Annotated in this window: 19 protein-coding genes and 3 pseudogenes; 9 read left to right on the top strand and 13 right to left on the bottom strand. The window is 45.7% G+C overall.

What is annotated here, in order from left to right; all coding sequences use genetic code 11:
* Position 1: 1 nt before the first annotated feature.
* The 7 genes and pseudogenes from E8Q33_RS10050 (at position 2) to E8Q33_RS15670 (ending at position 6,287) form a co-directional block, all read left to right on the top strand.
* Positions 2-2,819: pseudogene (locus tag E8Q33_RS10050) on the top strand (monovalent cation/H+ antiporter subunit A).
* Positions 2,819-3,208, top strand: coding sequence for a Na+/H+ antiporter subunit C (locus E8Q33_RS10055; RefSeq protein WP_069295893.1), 390 nt, complete (start codon positions 2,819-2,821; stop codon positions 3,206-3,208). Before E8Q33_RS10050 ends, E8Q33_RS10055 begins: the two are co-directional and overlap by 1 nt.
* Positions 3,205-4,730, top strand: a pseudogene (locus E8Q33_RS10060) (monovalent cation/H+ antiporter subunit D). The gene E8Q33_RS10055 and the pseudogene E8Q33_RS10060 overlap by 4 nt, the downstream one beginning before the upstream one ends.
* Positions 4,727-5,224 carry a Na+/H+ antiporter subunit E gene (locus E8Q33_RS10065; protein WP_136554521.1) on the top strand — a complete coding sequence of 166 codons (498 nt, stop codon included), beginning with the start codon at positions 4,727-4,729 and terminating at the stop codon, positions 5,222-5,224. Before E8Q33_RS10060 ends, E8Q33_RS10065 begins: the two are co-directional and overlap by 4 nt.
* Entirely contained in the window at positions 5,218-5,487 is a 270-nt protein-coding gene (locus E8Q33_RS10070) for a K+/H+ antiporter subunit F (protein ID WP_069295891.1), read from the top strand. The genes E8Q33_RS10065 and E8Q33_RS10070 overlap by 7 nt, the downstream gene beginning before the upstream one ends.
* A gap of 8 nt (positions 5,488-5,495) precedes the next feature.
* Positions 5,496-5,813, top strand: a pseudogene (locus E8Q33_RS15665) (Na+/H+ antiporter subunit G); the annotation flags it as partial.
* The gene (locus E8Q33_RS15670) at positions 5,814-6,287 is read left to right on the top strand and encodes a YaiI/YqxD family protein (protein ID WP_069295889.1); all 474 of its coding nucleotides are present in this window, start codon (positions 5,814-5,816) and stop codon (positions 6,285-6,287) included.
* A 39-nt stretch (positions 6,288-6,326) separates the two neighbouring features.
* Here the strand turns inward: E8Q33_RS15670 and E8Q33_RS10080 are convergent, their stop codons facing one another.
* Positions 6,327-6,932 (bottom strand): DUF1080 domain-containing protein, encoded by a 606-nt coding sequence (locus tag E8Q33_RS10080; protein ID WP_136554525.1) that lies wholly within the window; start codon positions 6,930-6,932, stop codon positions 6,327-6,329.
* A 97-nt stretch (positions 6,933-7,029) separates the two neighbouring features.
* Between E8Q33_RS10080 and E8Q33_RS16780 the strand changes: the two genes are divergently transcribed.
* Positions 7,030-7,251 (top strand): type II toxin-antitoxin system YoeB family toxin, encoded by a 222-nt coding sequence (locus E8Q33_RS16780; protein WP_136554527.1) that lies wholly within the window; start codon positions 7,030-7,032, stop codon positions 7,249-7,251.
* Between the two features lie 83 nt (positions 7,252-7,334).
* Here E8Q33_RS16780 and E8Q33_RS10090 read toward each other — a convergent pair whose 3' ends face one another.
* From E8Q33_RS10090 to E8Q33_RS10120, 7 genes are all read right to left on the bottom strand, one after another.
* A complete protein-coding gene (locus tag E8Q33_RS10090; protein WP_136554529.1) occupies positions 7,335-7,715 on the bottom strand; it encodes a type II toxin-antitoxin system VapC family toxin in 381 nt (126 codons plus the stop codon).
* Positions 7,712-7,918 (bottom strand): AbrB/MazE/SpoVT family DNA-binding domain-containing protein, encoded by a 207-nt coding sequence (locus E8Q33_RS10095; protein ID WP_069295934.1) that lies wholly within the window; start codon positions 7,916-7,918, stop codon positions 7,712-7,714. Before E8Q33_RS10095 ends, E8Q33_RS10090 begins: the two co-directional genes overlap by 4 nt.
* Before the next feature lie 150 nt (positions 7,919-8,068).
* Positions 8,069-9,769: a methyl-accepting chemotaxis protein gene (locus E8Q33_RS10100; RefSeq protein WP_136554531.1), complete on the bottom strand. Its 1,701-nt coding sequence runs from the start codon at positions 9,767-9,769 to the stop codon at positions 8,069-8,071.
* A 311-nt stretch (positions 9,770-10,080) separates the two neighbouring features.
* Entirely contained in the window at positions 10,081-11,334 is a 1,254-nt protein-coding gene (locus tag E8Q33_RS10105) for an ammonium transporter (protein WP_069295885.1), read from the bottom strand.
* Between the two features lie 9 nt (positions 11,335-11,343).
* Complete coding sequence (locus E8Q33_RS10110) at positions 11,344-11,682, bottom strand: P-II family nitrogen regulator (protein ID WP_069295884.1); 339 nt, start codon at positions 11,680-11,682, stop codon at positions 11,344-11,346.
* Between the two features lie 255 nt (positions 11,683-11,937).
* A complete protein-coding gene (gene narL / locus E8Q33_RS10115; RefSeq protein ID WP_136554533.1) occupies positions 11,938-12,594 on the bottom strand; it encodes a two-component system response regulator NarL in 657 nt (218 codons plus the stop codon).
* 4 nt (positions 12,595-12,598) lie between these two features.
* Positions 12,599-14,179: a histidine kinase gene (locus tag E8Q33_RS10120; protein WP_136554534.1), complete on the bottom strand. Its 1,581-nt coding sequence runs from the start codon at positions 14,177-14,179 to the stop codon at positions 12,599-12,601.
* Between the two features lie 19 nt (positions 14,180-14,198).
* Here E8Q33_RS10120 and E8Q33_RS10125 point away from each other — a divergent pair, with 19 nt between their 5' ends.
* A complete protein-coding gene (locus tag E8Q33_RS10125) occupies positions 14,199-15,617 on the top strand; it encodes a PAS domain-containing protein (RefSeq protein WP_136554536.1) in 1,419 nt (472 codons plus the stop codon).
* Here the strand turns inward: E8Q33_RS10125 and E8Q33_RS10130 are convergent, their stop codons facing one another.
* From E8Q33_RS10130 to E8Q33_RS16065, 5 genes are all read right to left on the bottom strand, one after another.
* Positions 15,618-16,658, bottom strand: a complete 1,041-nt coding sequence (locus E8Q33_RS10130; protein WP_136554538.1) for a DUF3445 domain-containing protein — start codon at positions 16,656-16,658, stop codon at positions 15,618-15,620.
* A gap of 11 nt (positions 16,659-16,669) precedes the next feature.
* On the bottom strand, positions 16,670-17,623 hold the full coding sequence (locus tag E8Q33_RS10135; protein ID WP_136554540.1) for a PDR/VanB family oxidoreductase: 954 nt from the start codon (positions 17,621-17,623) through the stop codon (positions 16,670-16,672).
* Entirely contained in the window at positions 17,620-18,222 is a 603-nt protein-coding gene (locus E8Q33_RS10140) for a dimethylamine monooxygenase subunit DmmA family protein (RefSeq protein ID WP_136554542.1), read from the bottom strand. The genes E8Q33_RS10135 and E8Q33_RS10140 overlap by 4 nt, the downstream gene beginning before the upstream one ends.
* Positions 18,223-18,249: 27 nt before the next feature.
* Positions 18,250-19,359, bottom strand: a complete 1,110-nt coding sequence (locus tag E8Q33_RS10145; protein ID WP_136554544.1) for an aminomethyltransferase family protein — start codon at positions 19,357-19,359, stop codon at positions 18,250-18,252.
* A 271-nt stretch (positions 19,360-19,630) separates the two neighbouring features.
* Positions 19,631-20,186, bottom strand: a 556-nt coding sequence (locus tag E8Q33_RS16065; RefSeq protein ID WP_247870031.1) for a glutamate synthase-related protein, incomplete at its 5' end; no start/stop codon positions are given.

Genomic DNA, 20,186 nt, shown 5'->3' on the forward strand with positions numbered 1-20,186 from the left:
CATGAGCTTACTCAGTTTTAATCTCCCACTTGCCGCCTTATTGCCTTTTTTTGCAGCCCCTTTTGCTGCATGGGCCACCCGCTACAATAGATTAGCCTCAGCCTGGGTAGCCGGTATAACCACCTTACTGACTCTGGCGCTGCTATTCCCTTCAATGGCATTTGTCTTTGCTGGTGAAACGATTATTCAACAATGGTCCTGGCTACCATCTATTGGTTTCAACATCGCTTTTAGACTAGACGGTCTGGCACTGTTATTTGCGCTACTAATCTTACTGATTGGTCTGCTGGTAATTATCTATGCCCGTTATTACTTGTCTGCAAAAGATTCCATGGGCCGTTTTTACGCCTACATGCTGATGTTTATGGGTTCGATGCTTGGCATTGTTTTATCGGAAAATCTGCTTCAACTGGTGGTGTTCTGGGAACTCACCTCAATCACCTCATTCCTGCTTATCAGTTACTGGCAACATCGTCAGGATGCCCGTCAAGGTGCACGTATGGCACTTGCTGTGACCGGTGGCGGCGGATTAGCGTTACTGGGTGGCGTGTTACTGCTCGGTCATATTGTGGGTAGCTATCAGTTAACGGATGTATTAGCTTCTGGTGACTTGATCAAAGGGCATGACTTATATCTGCCGACATTAGTTTTGATTTTGCTTGGTGTATTTACCAAATCAGCTCAATTTCCATTTCATTTCTGGCTGCCCATGCAATGGCGGCCCCCACTCCGGTTTCGGCTTATCTGCATTCCGCCACCATGGTTAAAGCTGGTATCTTTTTGTTAGCACGCTTTTTCCCAGCCTTATCCGGCACTCCGGAATGGGTTTGGCTGGTCAGTTCCGCCGGTTTGATCACCCTTCTGCTCGGTGCTTACGTTGCTTTATTCAAACATGATTTAAAAGGTTTATTGGCTTACTCAACATTAAGTCATTTGGGTCTTATCACCCTGCTGTTTGGTTTTAGCAGTGAGCTGGCATTAGTTGCCGCAATTTTCCACATCATCAATCACGCTACTTTTAAGGGCTCGCTATTTATGGTCGCTGGTATTATCGACCATGAGTCTGGTACCCGTGATATGCGTAAGCTTAATGGTCTGTTCAAAATGATGCCGCACACGGCTGTACTGGCAATGATTGCTGCAGCAGCCATGGCAGGTGTTCCTTTGTTGAATGGTTTTTTGAGTAAAGAGATGTTTTTTGAACAGGCGATTAGTGCTTCTGGAACACCGCTTGCTATCTGGACCATTCCAGCATTGGTCACACTCGCCGCCATCTTCTCAGTCGCCTATTCACTGCGCTTTATCCATGATGTGTTTTTCAATGGCGACCCCATTGATCTACCTAAAACACCGCATGAGCCACCACGCTTTATGAAAATCCCAGTAGATATCCTGGTAGTGCTGTGTTTATTGGTCGGGATTGCCCCGATGTATTTAATCAGCCCTATTTTGACAGTGGCTGTGGCATCAAGTCTGCAAACCGCAGCGCCTGAATTCAGTCTGGCTATCTGGCACGGTTTTAATATTCCATTATTGATGAGTTTCATTGCCTTAGTTTTAGGTGTGGCGGTTTACACCATGCGCCATCGTTTATTCGCCTGGAATGAAAAAGGTCTGCATAGCCTTGATGGCAAGGCGTTTTTGATTGGCTACTGTGGAAATTTATCCGTTTGTCGAAAAAAGTTACCGATGCCTTCGATCAAACCACCTTACAACCAGCAGTTACGTGGGTAATTGGTGGTGCATTGGTTCTCGGTATCATTACCTTCTTCCAGTTCAACTCACCATTGATCGGCAATCGTGTGATGATGGAGGCCGATGTCATTACGTTATTAATGTCACTGATTCTCATAGTGGCCAGTTTGCTGACGGTCATACTCCACCATAAACGACTGGTCGCATTAATCGCTATTGGGGTAGTCGGTCTGATTGTGGCTTTGGGCTTTGTGAAGTTTTCGGCACCGGATTTGGCGTTGACACAGTTATCCGTTGAAGTCGTCACCATTGTTTTGTTGTTGCTGGCCTTGTTCTTTTTGCCGCAACACACACCGCAGGAACGCAGCTATATTCGCTTTACTCGTGATGGCGTCATTTCTGTCTCCGCTGCTGTTTCAGTATTCTTTTTAGCCATGGCGGTGTTGAGCCGCGATTACTCACCTATCTCTGGCTTCTTTATTGAAAATGCCAAACCGGGTGGTGGTGGTACCAATGTGGTCAATGTCATTCTGGTCGATTTCCGTGGTTTTGATACTTTGGGTGAAATTGCAGTATTGGCATTAGCCGGTTTAGGTATATTTGCCATGCTGGAAGGCTTGAAACTGTTTGCACCAACAAAAGATGTCGATGGATTGGTTTGGAGTCATGATCCACATCCGCCTATTATGCAGACCCTGACACGTTTACTGTTCCCGCTAATGTTGATGGTGGCGGTGTTTATCTTCCTGCGTGGTCATAATCTGCCGGGCGGTGGGTTTATTGCTGGTTTGATTGCTTCGGTTGCTTTGATTTCACAATACTTAGCTAATGGTATTGATTGGACCAATGAGCGTTTACGAATCGATATGCATCGGGTGATCTGGATTGGCTTATTGATTGCCACATTGACTGGCGTGGTATCGATGTTTATTGGCTATCCGTTCCTGACAACCGCATTTACTTATCTGACTTGGCCTGTTGTCGGCAAATTTGAAGTTGCCAGTGCAATAGCCTTTGATTTAGGGGTATTCCTGGTGGTGGTGGGTGCCACGGTAATGATTCTGGTAGAGCTTGGCAAACTCAGTCATGCATCGCATCACATCAAAAAAGAGGAAGTGAACTAATGGAGTGGCTAATTGCCAGTGTCATTGCCGTTATGACCGGTTGTGGCGTGTATTTAACGCTGAGAGCCAGAACTTTTCCCGTCGTATTGGGGCTGACCATGCTTGCCTATGCGGTTAATGTCTTTTTGTTTGCCATGGGCCGTTTGCAGGTTGGCTTTCCTGCAGTTATTGATCCTGCTGCTGCTGGTTACACCGACCCTCTGCCCCAAGCATTAGTGTTAACCGCAATTGTTATTGCCTTTGGTATGACAGCGTTTCTAATCGTTCTAGCATTAAAAGCGCGTAGTGAACTGGGCAATGATCATGTTGATGGCCTGCATCGCTCTGATGATGAACGCAAAGCCAAGCGACACAATAACAAAACAGATTCCGAACGGAGCGCATCATGAGTCCGTTCACCATTTTGCCCATCTTGTTGCCATTAATTGGCGGCATCTTGATGCTGATGGCGCGTCCTGCCGGCATTCAAACACAACGCATCTTAAACCTGATATTAGTGAGCTTGCTGGTCGGTGTCAGTCTGGTTAGTTTCAATCTAGCAAGCAGCGATGTACAGCAAGTAGTTTTGCTCGGTAACTGGCAAGCACCATTTGGTATTGTCATCGTGCTGGATCGCTTATCAGCGATGATGTTGCTGTTAACCTCGTTACTCGCATTGGCTGCGTTGTGGTACGCCATACGCACCGATACCGATAAACAGGGCAACATTTCCATGTGTTGTTCCAAATGCAGCTGTTTGGTCTTAACGGCGCATTTATGACCGGTGATGTGTTCAACCTGTTTGTGTTTTTTGAAGTTCTGCTACTCGCCTCATACGGTTTATTACTCCATGGTGGCGGTCGTCTGCGTACTCGCGCCGGTCTGCATTATGTGGTGATCAATCTGGTAGGTTCGACGCTGTTCCTGTTTGCCGTCGGCACGCTTTACGGCATCCTCGGTACACTGAATATTGCGGATATGGCTATTGCAGTAAAAACCGTGTCACCAGAAGATCAAGGTATTGTCGCTACAGCAGCTGTGTTATTGCTGGTGGTATTTGGTATTAAAGCAGCAATGTTTCCTTTGTATTTGTGGTTACCCGGTGCGTACGCCTATACCTCGGCACCAGTTGCTGCGCTATTCGCCATCATGACCAAAGTTGGTCTGTATTCAATTATCCGGGTGCATGGCACCATCTTTAGCGAACAAGCAGGTGATCTGGCCTTTGTTCATGTTCAATGGGTTTTACTGCTTGGCTTAATCACTTTGGCATTGGCTGCATTAGGTGTATTAGCCGCTCGGGCATTACGCCGTCAGGTGGCGTATTTGATTTTAGCGTCAGTAGCGACCTTGATGATTGCTATTGGTGTTAACAATGAATTAGCACTGACAGCCACTTTTTACTATCTAATACATTCCACCCTGCTGGGCGCGGCAATGTTTTTAGTCGCTGATGTCATCCTCAAAGGGCGTGGCACATATGCGGATTCACTGACCAAAGCGATTCCTATTGATCGTCCGATCATTGTGGGATCAGTTTTTATGGTGCTCGCTATTGCCTTGACTGGTATGCCGCCGTTGTCAGGCTTTTTCGGTAAGGTAATGATTCTGAACTCAGCACTCAGTCATCCATGGTTCGCGGCTATTTTAGGCGTGGTATTGGTTGCCGGTTTACTGATGATCGTGGCAGTTTGCCGTTCGGGCTCATTGATGTTTTACAGCGTGAAAAAAGATAAATCGGAACAATCAACACCGTTAAATAAATCCGCATTTGTGGCAGTCATCATGTTAATGCTGGTCAGCCCGTTAATGGTGATATTTGCCAAACCATTAAATGAGATGAGTAGCCAAATCGCTGCTCAGTTATACGATCAACAGGCTTATATTGATGCCGTATTAACGACGCTTCCTCATGGAGAAAACGGCAAATGATGTTTCGGCGTATCTTTCCCCATCCGTTACTGACCCTGATTTTATGGGCGATCTGGTTATTACTGAATAACAGCATAGATCCGGGACATATCGTACTGGGTGGCGCTTTAGCAGTCTTTATTCCGTGGCTGACTTCCAGCTATTGGCCCGAGCAAATTAACATTCGTCGACCCTGGAAACTGGTGCATTATATCCTCTACGTTTTATGGGATATTTTGATTGCCAATGTCATTGTTGCAAAGTTGATCCTCGGCCCACAAAAGAAACTCAATCCGGGTTTTCTGCATTATGAATTGCAATTAACCAGCCCGGTTGGCATCAGCTTGTTAGCGAATACCATTTCATTAACACCCGGCACAGTCAGCTGTGATTTGACCGAAGACCGGCGTTATTTATTGATCCATGCTTTACACATTGATGACGTGGCAGAAATCAAAGCTGAAATTTACCGCAAATTCGAGAAGCCATTGCTGGAGATCTTTGTCTTATGCTGAATCTGGCCCTGTCAATTGCTTTTGTCATGGTCGCCATCGCGATCCTGCTGAGTTTTATCCGGCTGATTATCGGCCCCAGTGTGCCGGACCGAATCTTGGCGCTGGACACTTTATATATCAACACCATTGCCCTGCTGATTTTGCTGGGAATCAACCTGCAAAGTGCGCTGTATTTTGAAGCGGCATTGTTAATCGCTGTAATGGGCTTTATGGGCACGCTGGCGCTAAGCAAATATTTGCTGCGCGGCGACATAATGGAATAGAGGCAATTATGCTTGAGTGGACCTTAGCAATTTTGATTTTACTGGGCGCGTTTTTTACGCTGGTCGGTTCAATTGGCTTATTTAAACTACCCGATTTCTATATGCGTTTACACGGCCCAACTAAAGCCAGTACTTTGGGTGTAGGCGCCATTCTGGTCGCCTCCGCTATTCATTTCAGCCTTAAAACTGATGGTGTTAGCCTGCATGAAATTCTGGTCACGCTGTTCTTGTTTATCACAGCGCCGGTTAGTGCGCATCTGATGGCCAAAGCCGCGATTCATATTAAAGTCAAACAGGTGGATCGTACCCGCCAGTTGGAAAATAAATTGACCGAAGTTGAACCACGCAAACCCCAAATCTGGGTCGATGCTGATGCCTGTCCGGTGGTGATAAAAGAAATTCTTTATCGTGCTGCCACTCGGAGCGAAACACATACCACCTTTATTGCTAACCACAGTTTACGATTACCGCCCTCACCATTTCTCAAGTTCCAGCAAGTACAATCTGGTTTTGATGTGGCTGATAATGAAATAGTCGAACGCCTGCAAAAAGGTGATTTAGTGATTACGGCAGATATCCCGCTCGCTGCCGAAGCCATTGAAAAAGGTGCATTAGCATTGAATCCCAGAGGCGAACTCTATACCACCGACACTATCAGCGCCCGGCTCACTATGCGTAACTTTATGGAAACTATGCGCAGCAGCGGTGAACATATGGGCGGCCCCGCCACTTTTAATCAGCGCGACAGACAAGCGTTTGGTAATCAACTGGATAAGTGGTTACAAAAAGCTAAACGTTAAGTTGAAATTTCGCTCAAGTTATTTTCCAACAGCGTGAAGTTACAAAGGCTTAATCGCCACCTTTCGGAACTTGATCTCACCTGCGGCGTGTTGCAGAGTAATTGGCCCTTCGGTAAATAAGCCGTTATTCAGCTCTGAAACCGTCTCGCCATTGAGAACTACAATGATGTCCCGACCCTTAGCAGTAATTTCAAAAGTGTTCCATTGACCACCGGCCTTGGGCATCGGATCTACTTCGGCGAAAAGCACAATCCCACCGGTGCCGTAGCTCTGGTCTGGGCGCTGGTCAAAAATATTGACCTCATAGCAAGACCGTAACGTAATTGCCGAAGGATCTTGGCAACGAAGAAAAACCCCGCTATTGGCATCATCACTTGACCAAAATTCAACATATAGCTGGAAATCCTTATAGCTGTTTTTGGTAACCAGGTGTGCGGCATCTTCACTCGTGAGTTTGTCAGCAACGATCACACCGTCCTCTACCCGCCAGTTGCTCTCACCTACCTGGTTCCATTCACTACCAATAGCCTTACCGTCAAACAATGAAACCCAGCCAGATTCAGCCTTTCCTGTGGCCCATACACCAGCAGTTACAACTGAAAGACCTACAGCAAAAACCGCTGTGAGTTTCGATAGTCGTTGCATTGTGATTTTCTCCTTTAGGGGACGGTAACTTTGTCGTTGGTTTCTATATGTAAGTTTTTCGGACAATGATTATTAGAAGAGCTTCAGACAAAAATAAATGCCCTTATGTATAACCATTCTGAATCGTCAGCATTACCAAAGTATTAACAGCGAATTGTTATTTTCGTTCTGTCTTTTAAGTGGTAAACCTGAACTGTTAAGACATAGACATAGTATTTCGGGATATTGGTCGAGGTGTATTAGCGATGAACACCGTTTAGTTTACAAAGTGTCCGATGAAAGTCTGTTAATAGCTCAATTATGGTATCAGTACGAGTAATAATTTCGCTTTAGCGTCTCAGAACAAAAGGCTTTAGAGTAAGGCGAAGCCGCAATGAAAATACATCGCAGTACCTGTGATTATTATGTGCTTTTCTTGGATAAGTACCTGACATTCTCCAATCCCTCAAAATCATTATCCTGCGTCCACAATACTGCAGCGTGCTTTTGAGCGGTGGCGAAGATAATGCTGTCAGCCAAAGGCAGCTTATGGAGCACACCATATTTTGCGGCATCCATTGCTAGATCAGAATCCAGGGGGATAACTTTGCCTTGCTTCATGTGCGCGGTGACGATCAAAGCTGCTTCTTCACCACGTTGGCGCAATACATTCTTAAAAACTTCTGTGATCGTAATACTTGGCACAAGCAACTCTGGTAGTTTTTCGATTGCCTCCGAAAACACTGTAGCGTTGTCGTCGCCGGCAAAGTACGACAACCAGGCCGATGAATCAACAACATTCATATCCGATCTTCTTCCCTGACAACAGTGGTATCAATACCTTTAAGAAAGCCTTGCATTTCCTTCATTGGCTTGAGTGGAATCACCTCGATTCGGCCCTGATAGGACATGATCTGGACTTTCTGCCCCGACACAATGCCCATCGATTCACGAATTTCTTTAGGAATTACAATCTGATACTTCGGAGAAACGGTTACTTCAGTCATGACACCACACATCGATAAGGAATTGGTATTACGATACCGTTATCGATGAACGAAATCAAGACACACAGCAGCTTACTCACCAAAAAAAGGCGAGTGAAGCCCATGATTTTAAAGCCGGCATTTTTTGGAACATCAAGGTGATGAAAATACTCAAGAAACCTTAAATTGTCTGACCATTCTTTCCAGAGCCTCACTGAGCTCTGCTATACGATGGCTGGCTTGTGCAACTTGCTCAGCACCTAAAGCTGTGTCTTCTGAAACGTTTTGAATATTCAAAACATTATTATGAATTTCGTTAACGACATGGCTTTGCTCTTCGGCAGATCTGGCAATCAGGGTGTTCATATCAGTAATTGAATTAACTGATTGACTGATTGCATTTAGCGAATCGGTGGCATTCACCGCTTTTGAAACCAAGCCCTCGATACTGTTTCGATTTTGCTCCATGGAGGTGACCGCATGGTCTGAACCTTGTTGTAGTGAAGAAATCAGGCCTTCAATTTGTTTGGTTGAATCTTGGGTTTTTTGGGCAAGTGAACGGACTTCATCCGCTACCACGGCAAAACCTCTGCCCTGTTCGCCTGCACGGGCAGCTTCAATAGCCGCATTGAGTGCCAGTAGATTCGTTTGCTCAGCAATGTTTTTGATCACTACCAGCACCGTGCCGATATTTTCGCTGCCTGCTTTTAAATCTCTGATGACGGTGGTTGATGAATTAATTTCTGAAGCCAATTGATTGATTGAACCCACAATTTCCTCAACGACTTTACGGCCTTTGTCAGAATCCTTGCCACCATTTATCGCTGCTGTGGAGGCTTTTTCAGCATTAATCGCCACCTCTTGAACAGTTGCTGTCATTTCGGTGATGGCTGATGCAACCTGGTTGGTTTCATTTTGCTGCTTCGCAACATTCTGGTTGGTTGCACTAGTAACAATTGATGTTTGTTCGGCAGCGGTTGAAAGCTCTTCAGAAGCTGAAGCAATTCCAACGACCAGAGTTTGCAGTTTTTCAACAAAATTGTTGAAGGTTTTGCCCATTGCACCGACTTCATCAGTGCTATCAAAATGCATCCGTCTGGTGAGGTCATTATCTTTCGCCATCGCACTTAGCGTGTTCATTACCTCTTTAATCGGCGTCACGATATTGCTGATGATGACTTTTGAAATCAGCAGACCAATGATAAGTGCAGCAGCAGCCAGACCGATTAGGCTGTACAAGCTTGCAGCTTGGACTTGCTGGACACCAGCAATCGTTCGCTGACTAATGTTGCCGATAGTGGCTTGCATGCTCTCAAGTGTGAGAAACAAATCCGCCTCAATTTCTTTTAAAGTTTGTTGCTCAGCTGCCGAGAGGTAACCGCCACCTGACATGCTTCCACCGCGTTGAATGACTTTAATCGCGCTATCAACATAGTTTTGATAATTTTCCTGCTGCTCCACAATTTTGGCCGTACTTTGTTCCAGGCTGGCGACGTCTGCTAATAATTCAGCTTGCAAAGTTTTATTTTCAGCATCCTCCAGGATCGTCAGAATTTCCTGAAGTCCTAGAGCGTTTTCAATCGTAATATTTTCAATAACTTCAATATGGCCTTTAATCACACTGCGAGAAGCGCCTGATCGGGCATCAGCCAACAGTTCTTGTAAGGCTATGGTTTTTTTCAGTTGCAGTTGACTGGTTTGTGTAACGCGACTTTCCAATGGGATGGCCATTTCATACATCACATTAAATTCAGCAGAAATATCGTTCATTTTAACGATGGCCAATGCTGCAATAAGAATCTGCATCAGACCTAGTACGATAACTATGCTGAAGATTTTCTTGCCGATGGGAAGGTTATTAATAAACTGCATTTAAACTCCGTGGAAAGGGCTTTATAACGAAAGTGAATATTAATGTCTGTAGCGGTTGCAAGCGGATTAAGCTTAATTTTTTTTCGATACTTTTTTCAAAAAAACGCCATTCTTCATCCAATGTTGGCCCAGAAGATCAAAAAGCAAAAAATTGTACATTCATCGACCTTTTATAACTTTATTTATTGATAATTTTTTGAAGTGTTTTAAAACTTAGTCATCCGAAAAACAACTGAACTATGTCAACATAACAAACAAAAAAAACGCGGCTTAAAACCGGCGTTTTTGTTCAAGCGTTAACACTGCTCGTTTTATTTATCAGAAGTAAACTCCGGATAAGCATTCATACCACATTCGTGGATATCCATACCTTCCATTTCTTCCTCTTCACTAACACGTAACTTGGCGAATTTATTGATAATCGACAGTACGATATAAGAAGCGATAAACATCCACGCAAAGGTCACCACGGTACCAATTGTCTGACCCGCTATCGTTGCATCCGGGTTGCTGAACAGTACGGCAAAGATCCCCCAGATACCCGCTGAGCCATGGACCGAGATAGCACCGACCGGATCATCAAGCTGCATTTTATCCAGCAAGATGACCGAGAACACCAGCACCACACCACCGACTGCACCGACAATTAAAGCCAGGCCTGGGCTTGGCAATAATGGTTCGGCGGTAATCGCCACTAGACCAGCTAATGCACCACTGATCGTCATGGTTAAGTCAGTTTTGCCAAACAGGAATCTGGCCAGCAATGAAGCCGCGACCATACCGGCTGCAGCCGCCATATTGGTGTTCACAAAGATTTTTGCAACGGCGTTAGCTTCTTCGATATTGGCGATTTTTAATTCTGAACCGCCATTGAAACCGAACCAGCCAAACCAAAGGATAAACATACCTAATGTTGCCATCGGTAAATTGGCACCTGGAATCGCATGAACTTCACCGTTTTTGCCATATTTGCCTTTACGTGGGCCAATGATGATAACGGCAGCTAACGCGGCGGCTGCACCGGCCATATGTACAACAACGGAACCGGCAAAGTCTTGGAAGCCCAGTTGATCCAGGAAACCACCACCCCATTTCCAGTAACCTTCTACCGGATAGATAAAGCCAACCATAAATACAGCAAAGATCAGGAACGGCCACAGACGCATACGTTCAGCAACGGCACCAGAAACAATCGACATAGTCGCTGCAGCAAACACCGCCTGGAAGATAAAATCAGCCATAGCTGAGTAATATGGAGCGCCTTCACCTCCTGCTAAAACAGATTCGGTGCTGTTATCTTCACCGAGGAAGAAATCAATACCCGGAATCCACGAGTTAACAGGGTCAGCTGGGTACATAATGTTATAACCAACAACGAAGTACACCAGGCAGGCAATACCATAGAGCAATACATTTTTATTAAGGATTTCGACAGTATTCTTACTGCGTACCAACCCTGATTCCAACATGGCAAAACCAGCTGCCATCAACATAACCAGCGCTGTACACATCAGAAAATAAAATGTGTCTAGCGCATAACTCACTTCTATTACAAGCGTATCCATTGTGAACTCCTAAATAGCAGCTTCGCCGGTTTCACCCGTTCTAATACGAACGATTGATTCCAGCGGTGAAACGAAAATTTTGCCGTCACCAATTTTTCCGGTTTTGGCACTGGCTGTAATGGCGTCAATGGCTTTGGTCACATCCTCATCACTCACCACCAATTCAAGTTTTAATTTTGGTTGAAAATTAACCGTATATTCCGCCCCCCGGTACATTTCGCTATGGCCTTTTTGTCTTCCATAGCCTTTTACTTCGGTCACCGTAAGACCGGATACACCCACGTTATGAATGGCTTCTCGAACCAGTTCCAGAGCATGCGGGCGAACAATCGCCGTTATCATTTTCATTACTCGCTCCTGTTGATTTAAATGAAATAAATTTTCCCCCGACGAAACAATGAAATTTCTATGCCAAGATGAATAATTTATTAAAAACAGGTGGTTGGGATTTTTTGGCCCGCTAAAAACAGGAAAATATTCCCGATTTCCGCACCTCTACGGTTCGGGCGCACCAAAATGGTTCAATGATGATAAAACAGGCAAGCGCTAAACCAGCGAAACCCATCACTACTTTGGTTGAATGAGGAGTGTTTACTAAACAGCTTATTTGGAATTGTTTTGCTGAAACTTCCAGACTGCTGCCTCGAGACGGCTAGTCAAATTAAGTTTTCTAAGCAGGTTTTTGATATGCACTTTGACCGTTGAATCCGTGATTCCTAGCTCACGGGCAATGGTCTTGTTATTCATTCCAGCGGCGATGCAATCGAGTATTTGATTTTCCCGCTCCGTTAAATTGGCCGCATCGTTTGAGTTTTTGCTTTCAGGAAATAATGCTGCACGCGTCAGAATATCGGTGAGACGGTCCTGAATTATGGTCATGCCTTTGGTGGCTTTGATCAGGCTGTCACGCAACTGCTCTGGTTCCATATCTTTCAACAGATAACCATCGGCCCCAGCACGTAATGCTTCAAGTAAATCTTCTTCTGCATCTGATACGGTCAGCATCACGCAACTTGCTTGTATATCGGTGGCTTTGAGTCGGCGTAGCGTTTCCAAGCCATCCATACCTTTCATATGTAAATCCAGCAGGATCACATCCGGTAATAACTGCTGCGCCAAACTAATACCCTGCTCACCCGAGTCGGCTTCACCCACCACTTCAAAGCCCGGATCATCAGAAATCATCTGTCCTACGCCTTTACGGAACAAAGGGTGGTCATCAATCAGTAAAACGCGGATTAGGCTCTGTTTATCTTTCATCAGCTTATTGTGCCAGTTTGGGTTTAAATAAGAGTTGTACTCGGGTGCCGCCCCAACGACGACTCATCACTTCAATTTTGCCGCCGAGATTCTGGGCGCGCTCTTTCATAATAGTTTGTCCATGATGGTCATAGGTTTCAGTACCGGGTTTAAATCCTACCCCATCATCGTCTAGCGTCAGTTCAATTTCACCATTGTCGCGAAGGCTTAATAAGATGCTGACATTGTCTGCACCAGCATGGCGCACGATGTTGGATAACGCTTCTCTCAACACATGCAACACATGAAACTCCTCATTGACCGTTAAGCGGCAGTTCACCAGTCGATTATCCAGTTTTATCTGCAATGATGAGCGCTGGGTAAATTCATCAATCGTCGCTTGTACTGCATAACCCAGGCCACGTAAATCCATATGCGCCCGAAAGGTCGACAATAACTCACGTAATTCACGGTAAGCATTGTCCAATCCTTCGCGTAGTTCTTTAATAACAGCAGTTTGTTTCTGTTGGTCGGCGGAGGATTGCAGGCGGGAAACTTGAATTTTCATAAACGATAGTGACTGTGCCAGTGAATCATGTAATTCGCGAGCAATCGCAGCACGTTCTTCCAAAATCGCCAGCCGCCGCCCTTCCGAATCATAATTTTGGTAGCGATAACTTATTGCCAGCAAGCCGGTTAAAGTTTCCAGCAAGGTGATCTCGGCAGCATCAAGTAATCTGGAAACCGGCATTTCCACCAGCAGAATGCCCAACTTGTCATGTTGCAAGGCAAATCCCAGTGCCGTGACATTCACCGTTTCTTTTTCCTGGTTTTGCCACTCACCACTGAACATGCCGCCTGCCAGTAAGGTTTCGAGATGTTCTTCGCTCAGTTCAACCGGCGCATGATGTGAAAACAAAATCTGTTCGGTTTTGACCACGGTAGTTTGTGTCATGATTAATGCCACATTTTGCAGATCCAATGCCCGTTCCAACGAATACAGCATACGGATCTGATTGGCTTCATTGGGTATTTCCTGCTGCACCTGCTCCACCCATTCCGCGAGAAAAGCCTGGGCAGTGATCAGTCGTTTTAATTGTGTGCCGGTGCGCCGTGCCCAGGCCATTTCGGCTTGATAACCGCTTTGCTGCTTTTGCAGTTGTTCAATGGTATTTTCTAAACGGGTGATTTCATCTATGGTGGGGTGTCCGTTATCAGGTGTTGTAGATGGTGATAATGCAGCGAGTCTAATCAAAAATAGCTGCCTCATATTCGCCATCAGATACGCCGTTAACAGCAAGAATACGATAAACACCGCGACCTGTAGCGCCAGCAGCCAATTGATTTTCTGCTCATTATCCTGCAGTTTTTGCATACTGGACGAATCCAGCAATGCCGCTGAATTCTCACTCTGAATGGCTTGTTGTTGAAGTTGTTCGATTACTTGCTGCTGTTTTTTTACAGTGCTTGATTGCAACAGCGATAACATCAATATCAACCAGCAGCTGAGTAACATGCCACTCAGCAGAATAATCCAACGTTGATACAACGATCTATGATGCCAAAGCTGGCGCAAACGTTGAAAATATCCGTTATTGTCAGACATGGCTTACTGAGACACGACTATGAAACATCGAATACCTGAGCAGAACTTCACACCATTGTTATTATTTTTCATGTGGTTTGGCAGTCTCAGTGTTCTGTTTGGGTTATTGATTGTCTGGCAAAACAGTTTCAGCATCGATTCAACATTTCTCATATTATTCAGCGTCACGCTTATATTAAGTCTGTCTGTGCTAATAAACAGTATTAAACCACTTGTTGGCAAGGCCATCAGCCGAAAAAACGCTTTGTCAGATGATATTTCACATCAGTGGTCTACATATCTGCCCTCTACAATGACTAGCCCGGCTGCCATTGTGGATGGCCTTACGCTTAAATATGCCAACCCGGCATTTTTGCAGTTGATCGGCATGTCAGAAATGCAAGATCTGATTATCGATATGCCACTTAATAATCTGATCCATCCGTCACACCATGCCCGCTTGGATACTATTTTCAGCAGCGAAAATAATGAATCATTGCCGGTCAGTAATATACGACTACTGTGTTTTGATGGCAGCACGTTACCGGCCGAACTCACAATCACTTCGTTGCAAATTGCTGGTTATCCTTTAGTTCAGCAACTACAAATCACCCCCAGTGATTTACAAGCTTCGGTAAATGCACCCACAGATCAGCAGCATTCCAACTTGTTGCTTGAACGACTTGAGCAGACCATTTTTCATTTAAATACCGAAATGCAGCTTATTCTGTTAACGCCTTTCTGGCTCAAGCTACTCGATTACACCGTTGAAGAATCATTAAATAAACCTTTAATTGATTTTATTCACCCCGAAGATCAGGTACTGGCACAGGCCAGGCTTAACGGTTTGGCCGATGGCAAACGCCAGCGCACTCAACTAAATATTCGTATGCTCACTAAAAACGGCCTGTTGCAATGGGTGGATTTACGTGCCAACACCACTTCACTTTTGCGAGGTGAACACAGCAGCATTATCGGCACGTTGACTGATATCAGTCGGCAGAAACAGACCGAAGCCGCATTACGGGCCAACGCCAGATCCACTACCGATATGATCATGAACAATATTTCGGTGATGGTGTATCGCTGTAAAAATGATCGCTTCTGGAGCCTGGAATATGTCAGCAGTGGTTGCCACGAGCTGATTGAATATCAGCCTTATGAAGTGGTTAATTCGCAGCCGCACGGCTATATGAACTTGATGCATCCAGACGACAAACAACGCGCCTGGGATTATGTGCAAGGGCAATTATTCCGTCAGCAATCGTTTCAGCTGATTTATCGGCTGGTGACTCGCTCCGGAAAAATCAAATGGGTCTTCGAGCAAGGTAAAGGTGTATTTTCCAATGCCAATGAACTGCTGGCGCTGGAAGGTGTGGTCACCGAAATCCAGGCCAGCAGTGTTGAACAATTACAGCAAGGTTTGCAGCATATTGAATCACTCAATACCGCGAGTTAACTACTCCGGTTGAGTGCCTTTAGGCAAAACTTCACCATCGTCTTGCGGTTTCAACCATTCCAGAACATACGGCAAATAGCTGTTCAGGCCTTTGTATTCGGCCAAATCAGGATGCAAACTGTTCAATACACGATACAACCGTTTAATCCACCGCGGATACATTGCCAAATCTTCCAGACTCACCATATAAGTGCGGATGCTAAAGGCAATGGCATTACTGCGTGGCAGTCTGAATAAAGCTTGTAACTCGACCCGTAAATAGACTTTCTCTGCGACATTTTCCGCGGTGACCGAGACATTATCCGGTCCCCATAAATGCCATTTTTCAGAGGATGTATCTAACCGCGGGTTAACACACATCCGCCAGTTAGTGCGTCTGACAGGGCTGCCATATTGCAGATGCAGAAGATATTTTAGAGCCCGATCAAAAATCCCCATTTCCGGTGCATGTGGTACCGGTGCATGCCATTCCTTAAATGACATTCCGGCATCAAATGCCACCGACCAGTCGGCTTGTCCTGTCACAATGCCCAGGTCAGCAAACAGATCATCTTCACGTTGATCCATGATCACCCAGTCGCCCTGTACCTGACGGCTGATAAATTCAAACGGCTCCATTGGCAACGTTGAGGTATCCCCAAACACAAACTTTTGATCAATGCCGAGTGGCTGATTCACCCAATGCCAGTTGTCACCATCCTGTGTTAACTGAAACGATTCCGGATAGTCTTTCGCCAGATTAGTCATCACCAGCTCAACCATATCCCACTGCGCATCCATCATATGTGGCAGTGCGACATAACGGCCATGATCATCTTCCAGCACAATGCGCCGTTCTTCGCATTCGGTCAGATAATGTTCATCAATATCAATGGCATATTCAGTCACAGCTCCTGGTGGACCGGCATCATGCGGCTCGATATTGACGCTGTACATGTATTCGTCTTCATCAAACGGAAATGGAAAACGTCGGACCGATTCAGGTGAATTACTGAAGGTATAATCGTCACGTAAAGTTTCTTGTTTAAAAGCCATATTCATAGTGGTATTCCTCAAAGATTCACAACCATGCGCGAGCAATGCGCCCGTGAAACGCAGGGCATGATTTTGTTTGCACTAATTTTTTCAGCATCGGATAAATAGACATCCTGATGAATCAGTTCACCATCACAGTCCACTACCTCTAATTCACAACGACCACATGCCCCGCCACGACATAAATACGGTGCATCAATACCCGCTTCTTCTAATGCTTCCAGCATGCTCATTTCACTGGGGACCACCACTTCGGTTTCCGACAGTTTTAATGAAACCACAAACGGCTCACCCGTTGCCGGGGCCAGGAATTTCTCGCTATGCAAGGCGTTTTCCGGCCAGCCCATTTCCCGAGCCATTAACAGTAAGGAATTCACCATGGCATTTGGTCCGCAGACATAAACGTGTGAACCCAATGGTTGTTGAATTAATAACTCGGTGAAATTGATTCGCTGACCTTCATCGTCAACATAAAAATGCACTTTGTCGCCACAGAGCTTTTTCAATTGATCACGGAATGCTGCCTGATCTGCACTGCGATAGGCATAGTGCAACTCATAGGCATAACCGAGACGATTCAAATCACTGATTTGTGACATGAACGGGGTAATGCCAATACCACCAGCCACCAGAATATGTTTTTTGGCCAATTTGTTAATGGAAAACAAATTGGTTGGTGGAGTTATTTGCAGCCGTGAACCGGGTTTGACGTGTTCGTGCATAAATACCGAACCACCGCGAGACTTCTCTTGTTTACGCACCGCAATGGTATAACGGCCGTTGTCGCTGGTCGGTCCCATTAGCGAATAGGCATTACGGTGAACACGACCATCAATATTCATCGCAACGACAACATGACTGCCGCCGGAGAAATACGGTAATTTGCCGCCGTCTTCTAACTCAAAAGTAAACTGTTTAACTAAATCGGTGATGGGTTCCACCGCAGTGACGATGACATTTAACTGACTCATGGATAAATTTCCTCTGCTGCTGGAATTTCACCGGGCACTTCCGCATCAATCATAAATCCCATATAGGCGCCCATCAGACGAGAAAAATGTTCTCTGACAATCAGGTGACGACCGCAGCCAGTGCAGACGTGAATATTGTGATGAACATTTTCATTGGTGGTTTTGCAATGCACGCAATACAGGCGTCTGCCCAGGCTGCCGCAAAGCTCCTTGAACACATTCTTATCATCGACACCCGCTTCGCGTAACACCCCTGCAACTGCCCAGATAAAGCCTTCGGTACCGGCTACGTAAAACTGTGTTCCCATATAGCAACTGTCTAATGTGGTTTTCAATGCATCAAGTAATTCGGCTTGAGAATCACTGAGAGTAATTGGCTCGTTAACCACTTTTTGCACGGTGACAGCATATTTTTCAGCCTGTGGATCAGCAGCGAGATACAGCACTGAAAGCGGTTCACGAGGCAGTTTTTGTTGAAACAATTTCAACAAGGCTTTACCACCCTCACCTTCGGCAATCACCACATGATGCATCGCATGCTCTTGCCACACTAACGTCCCATAGATGGGTTTACTCTTGATTGAATAGCCTTTTTCCATATTCAAACCTCCACTTCAATGCGTTGTTTACTTAACAGGATGCGTGCGTAAACGCATTGGATCATAAAATGGTGTTTTCACTATGGTGGCGTTAATCGATGTTTCGGCTGCAATCACCACTTTAGTACCGATATGCGAATAAGCCGGTTTGATATGTGCCAACGATAAGGATTGCATCAGATAACGGCTGAAACTCGGGCTGGTAATTACGCCAACTTCTTTACCATCAATCAGGATTTTGGCGCCCACCGGCACAGCACCGGGATAATCACAAGACAGACCAACTTGTTTGACCCGTTCACGACCTTTCAAAGCCAACACTGCTTGTTTGCCGATGTAATCACCCGGTTTATCCAGATCGACGCACCAGTCCATGCCCACTTCCCACGGGGTGGTATCGCCTTCAGGCATATCAAATGGAAAGAACAACAAGGCAGCTTCAACACGGGTCAGATCCAGTGAGTCCCACGAGCAAGCAATCACGCCAAAAGGCTGACCTTTATCCAGAATGCTGTCCCACAAATAAATCGCATCAGCAGATGAACAATAAACTTCATAACCCTGCTCACCAGAATATCCACCACGGGACAGCGTGACACTGCGGCCAAACAAAGTGGTTTCAACGTGTTTGAAATAGGCCAATTCCGCCAAATCAAAATCCAGTTCAGGATTCAATACGTCAATTGCTCTTGGGCCTTGCAGTGACAGAATATGCACATCCATATCCTGTTCGACCAGGACATCTTCACCTTCCGCCAGCTTGGCCAGGGTTTGTTGAGTGATGCCGCCGCCATGGGATAAACGGTATTTATCCTTGGCATCGCAAATCACCATAATGTCATCGACCAGCGCACCGGCTTCATTTACTTCACCAGCGAGGCGAGCACTGCCCGGTTCAAGTTTGGTGACATCAATGGTGACCAGTTGATCCAGAATTTTCAGTGCAGCGGGACCGGTGACATTAACAATATTCAGTCCGGACACATCATAGAGGCCAGCCCGAGTACGAACTGCGACGACTTCATCATGAGGATCGGTGTGATAAGACCAGGGAATCGGCATGTCATTCCAGGTATCTCCATCCAGCGTTGAACCCAGTTCACGGTGACGCACATTGAGTATCGAATTTCTGCTCATCTGACTTTCATCCTGCTTGTTTAATGATGGTTAACAAAATTAACTGAAAGTCAGTGTTGGCAACATTCTCAAGAGGGATTACTACCAAGGGGGTAGCTGTTTTGACGGGGCTAAATGCGGGGGATGATCGGTGTTGAGAAATTCAAAAAAAGGGGGCAGAGACAACCTTTAATTCACCAAACCTGAACAGAGGGGGGGTAAAAACTCTTCAGGTCTGACTAATCAAAGGCAGCATCTGCCCTTTTCGGTCTAACGGTAAAGTAATCCGTTGCTAATAATTATTGGCGCCAGGGATCCAGTTGGTACCAGCTAATGGAACCCGTGCCATGGCAGCGGATTCAACCGTCAATGCAACCAAATCTTCCGGTTCCAAATGACGCATATCGTTTTTACCGCAGGCACGTGCCAAAGTTTGCGCTTCCATGGTCAGTACCCGCAGATAGTTGGCCAGACGACGACCACCTTCAACCGGATCCAGACGTTTACTGAGCTCAGGATCCTGGGTGGAAATACCCGCCGGATCTTTACCTTCATGATAATCATCATAAAAACCGGCCGCTGAACCAATCGCTTTAAACTCTTCATCGTATTTAGGATCGTTACATCCCAACGCGATCAAGGCCGCTGTACCGATTGCCACTGCATCCGCACCTAATGCCATGCACTTGGCGACATCAGCACCGTTACGAATACCACCGGAAACAATCAACTGCACTTTGCGGTGCATGCCCATTTCCTGCAGTGCCTGAACCGCTTGAGGAATCGCCGCCATGGTTGGAATACCGACATGTTCGATAAACACTTCCTGTGTTGCTGCAGTCCCGCCC

Source organism: Methylophaga sp. SB9B (assembly GCF_004832235.1).
GTDB classification, from domain to species: Bacteria; Pseudomonadota; Gammaproteobacteria; order Nitrosococcales; family Methylophagaceae; genus Methylophaga; species Methylophaga muralis.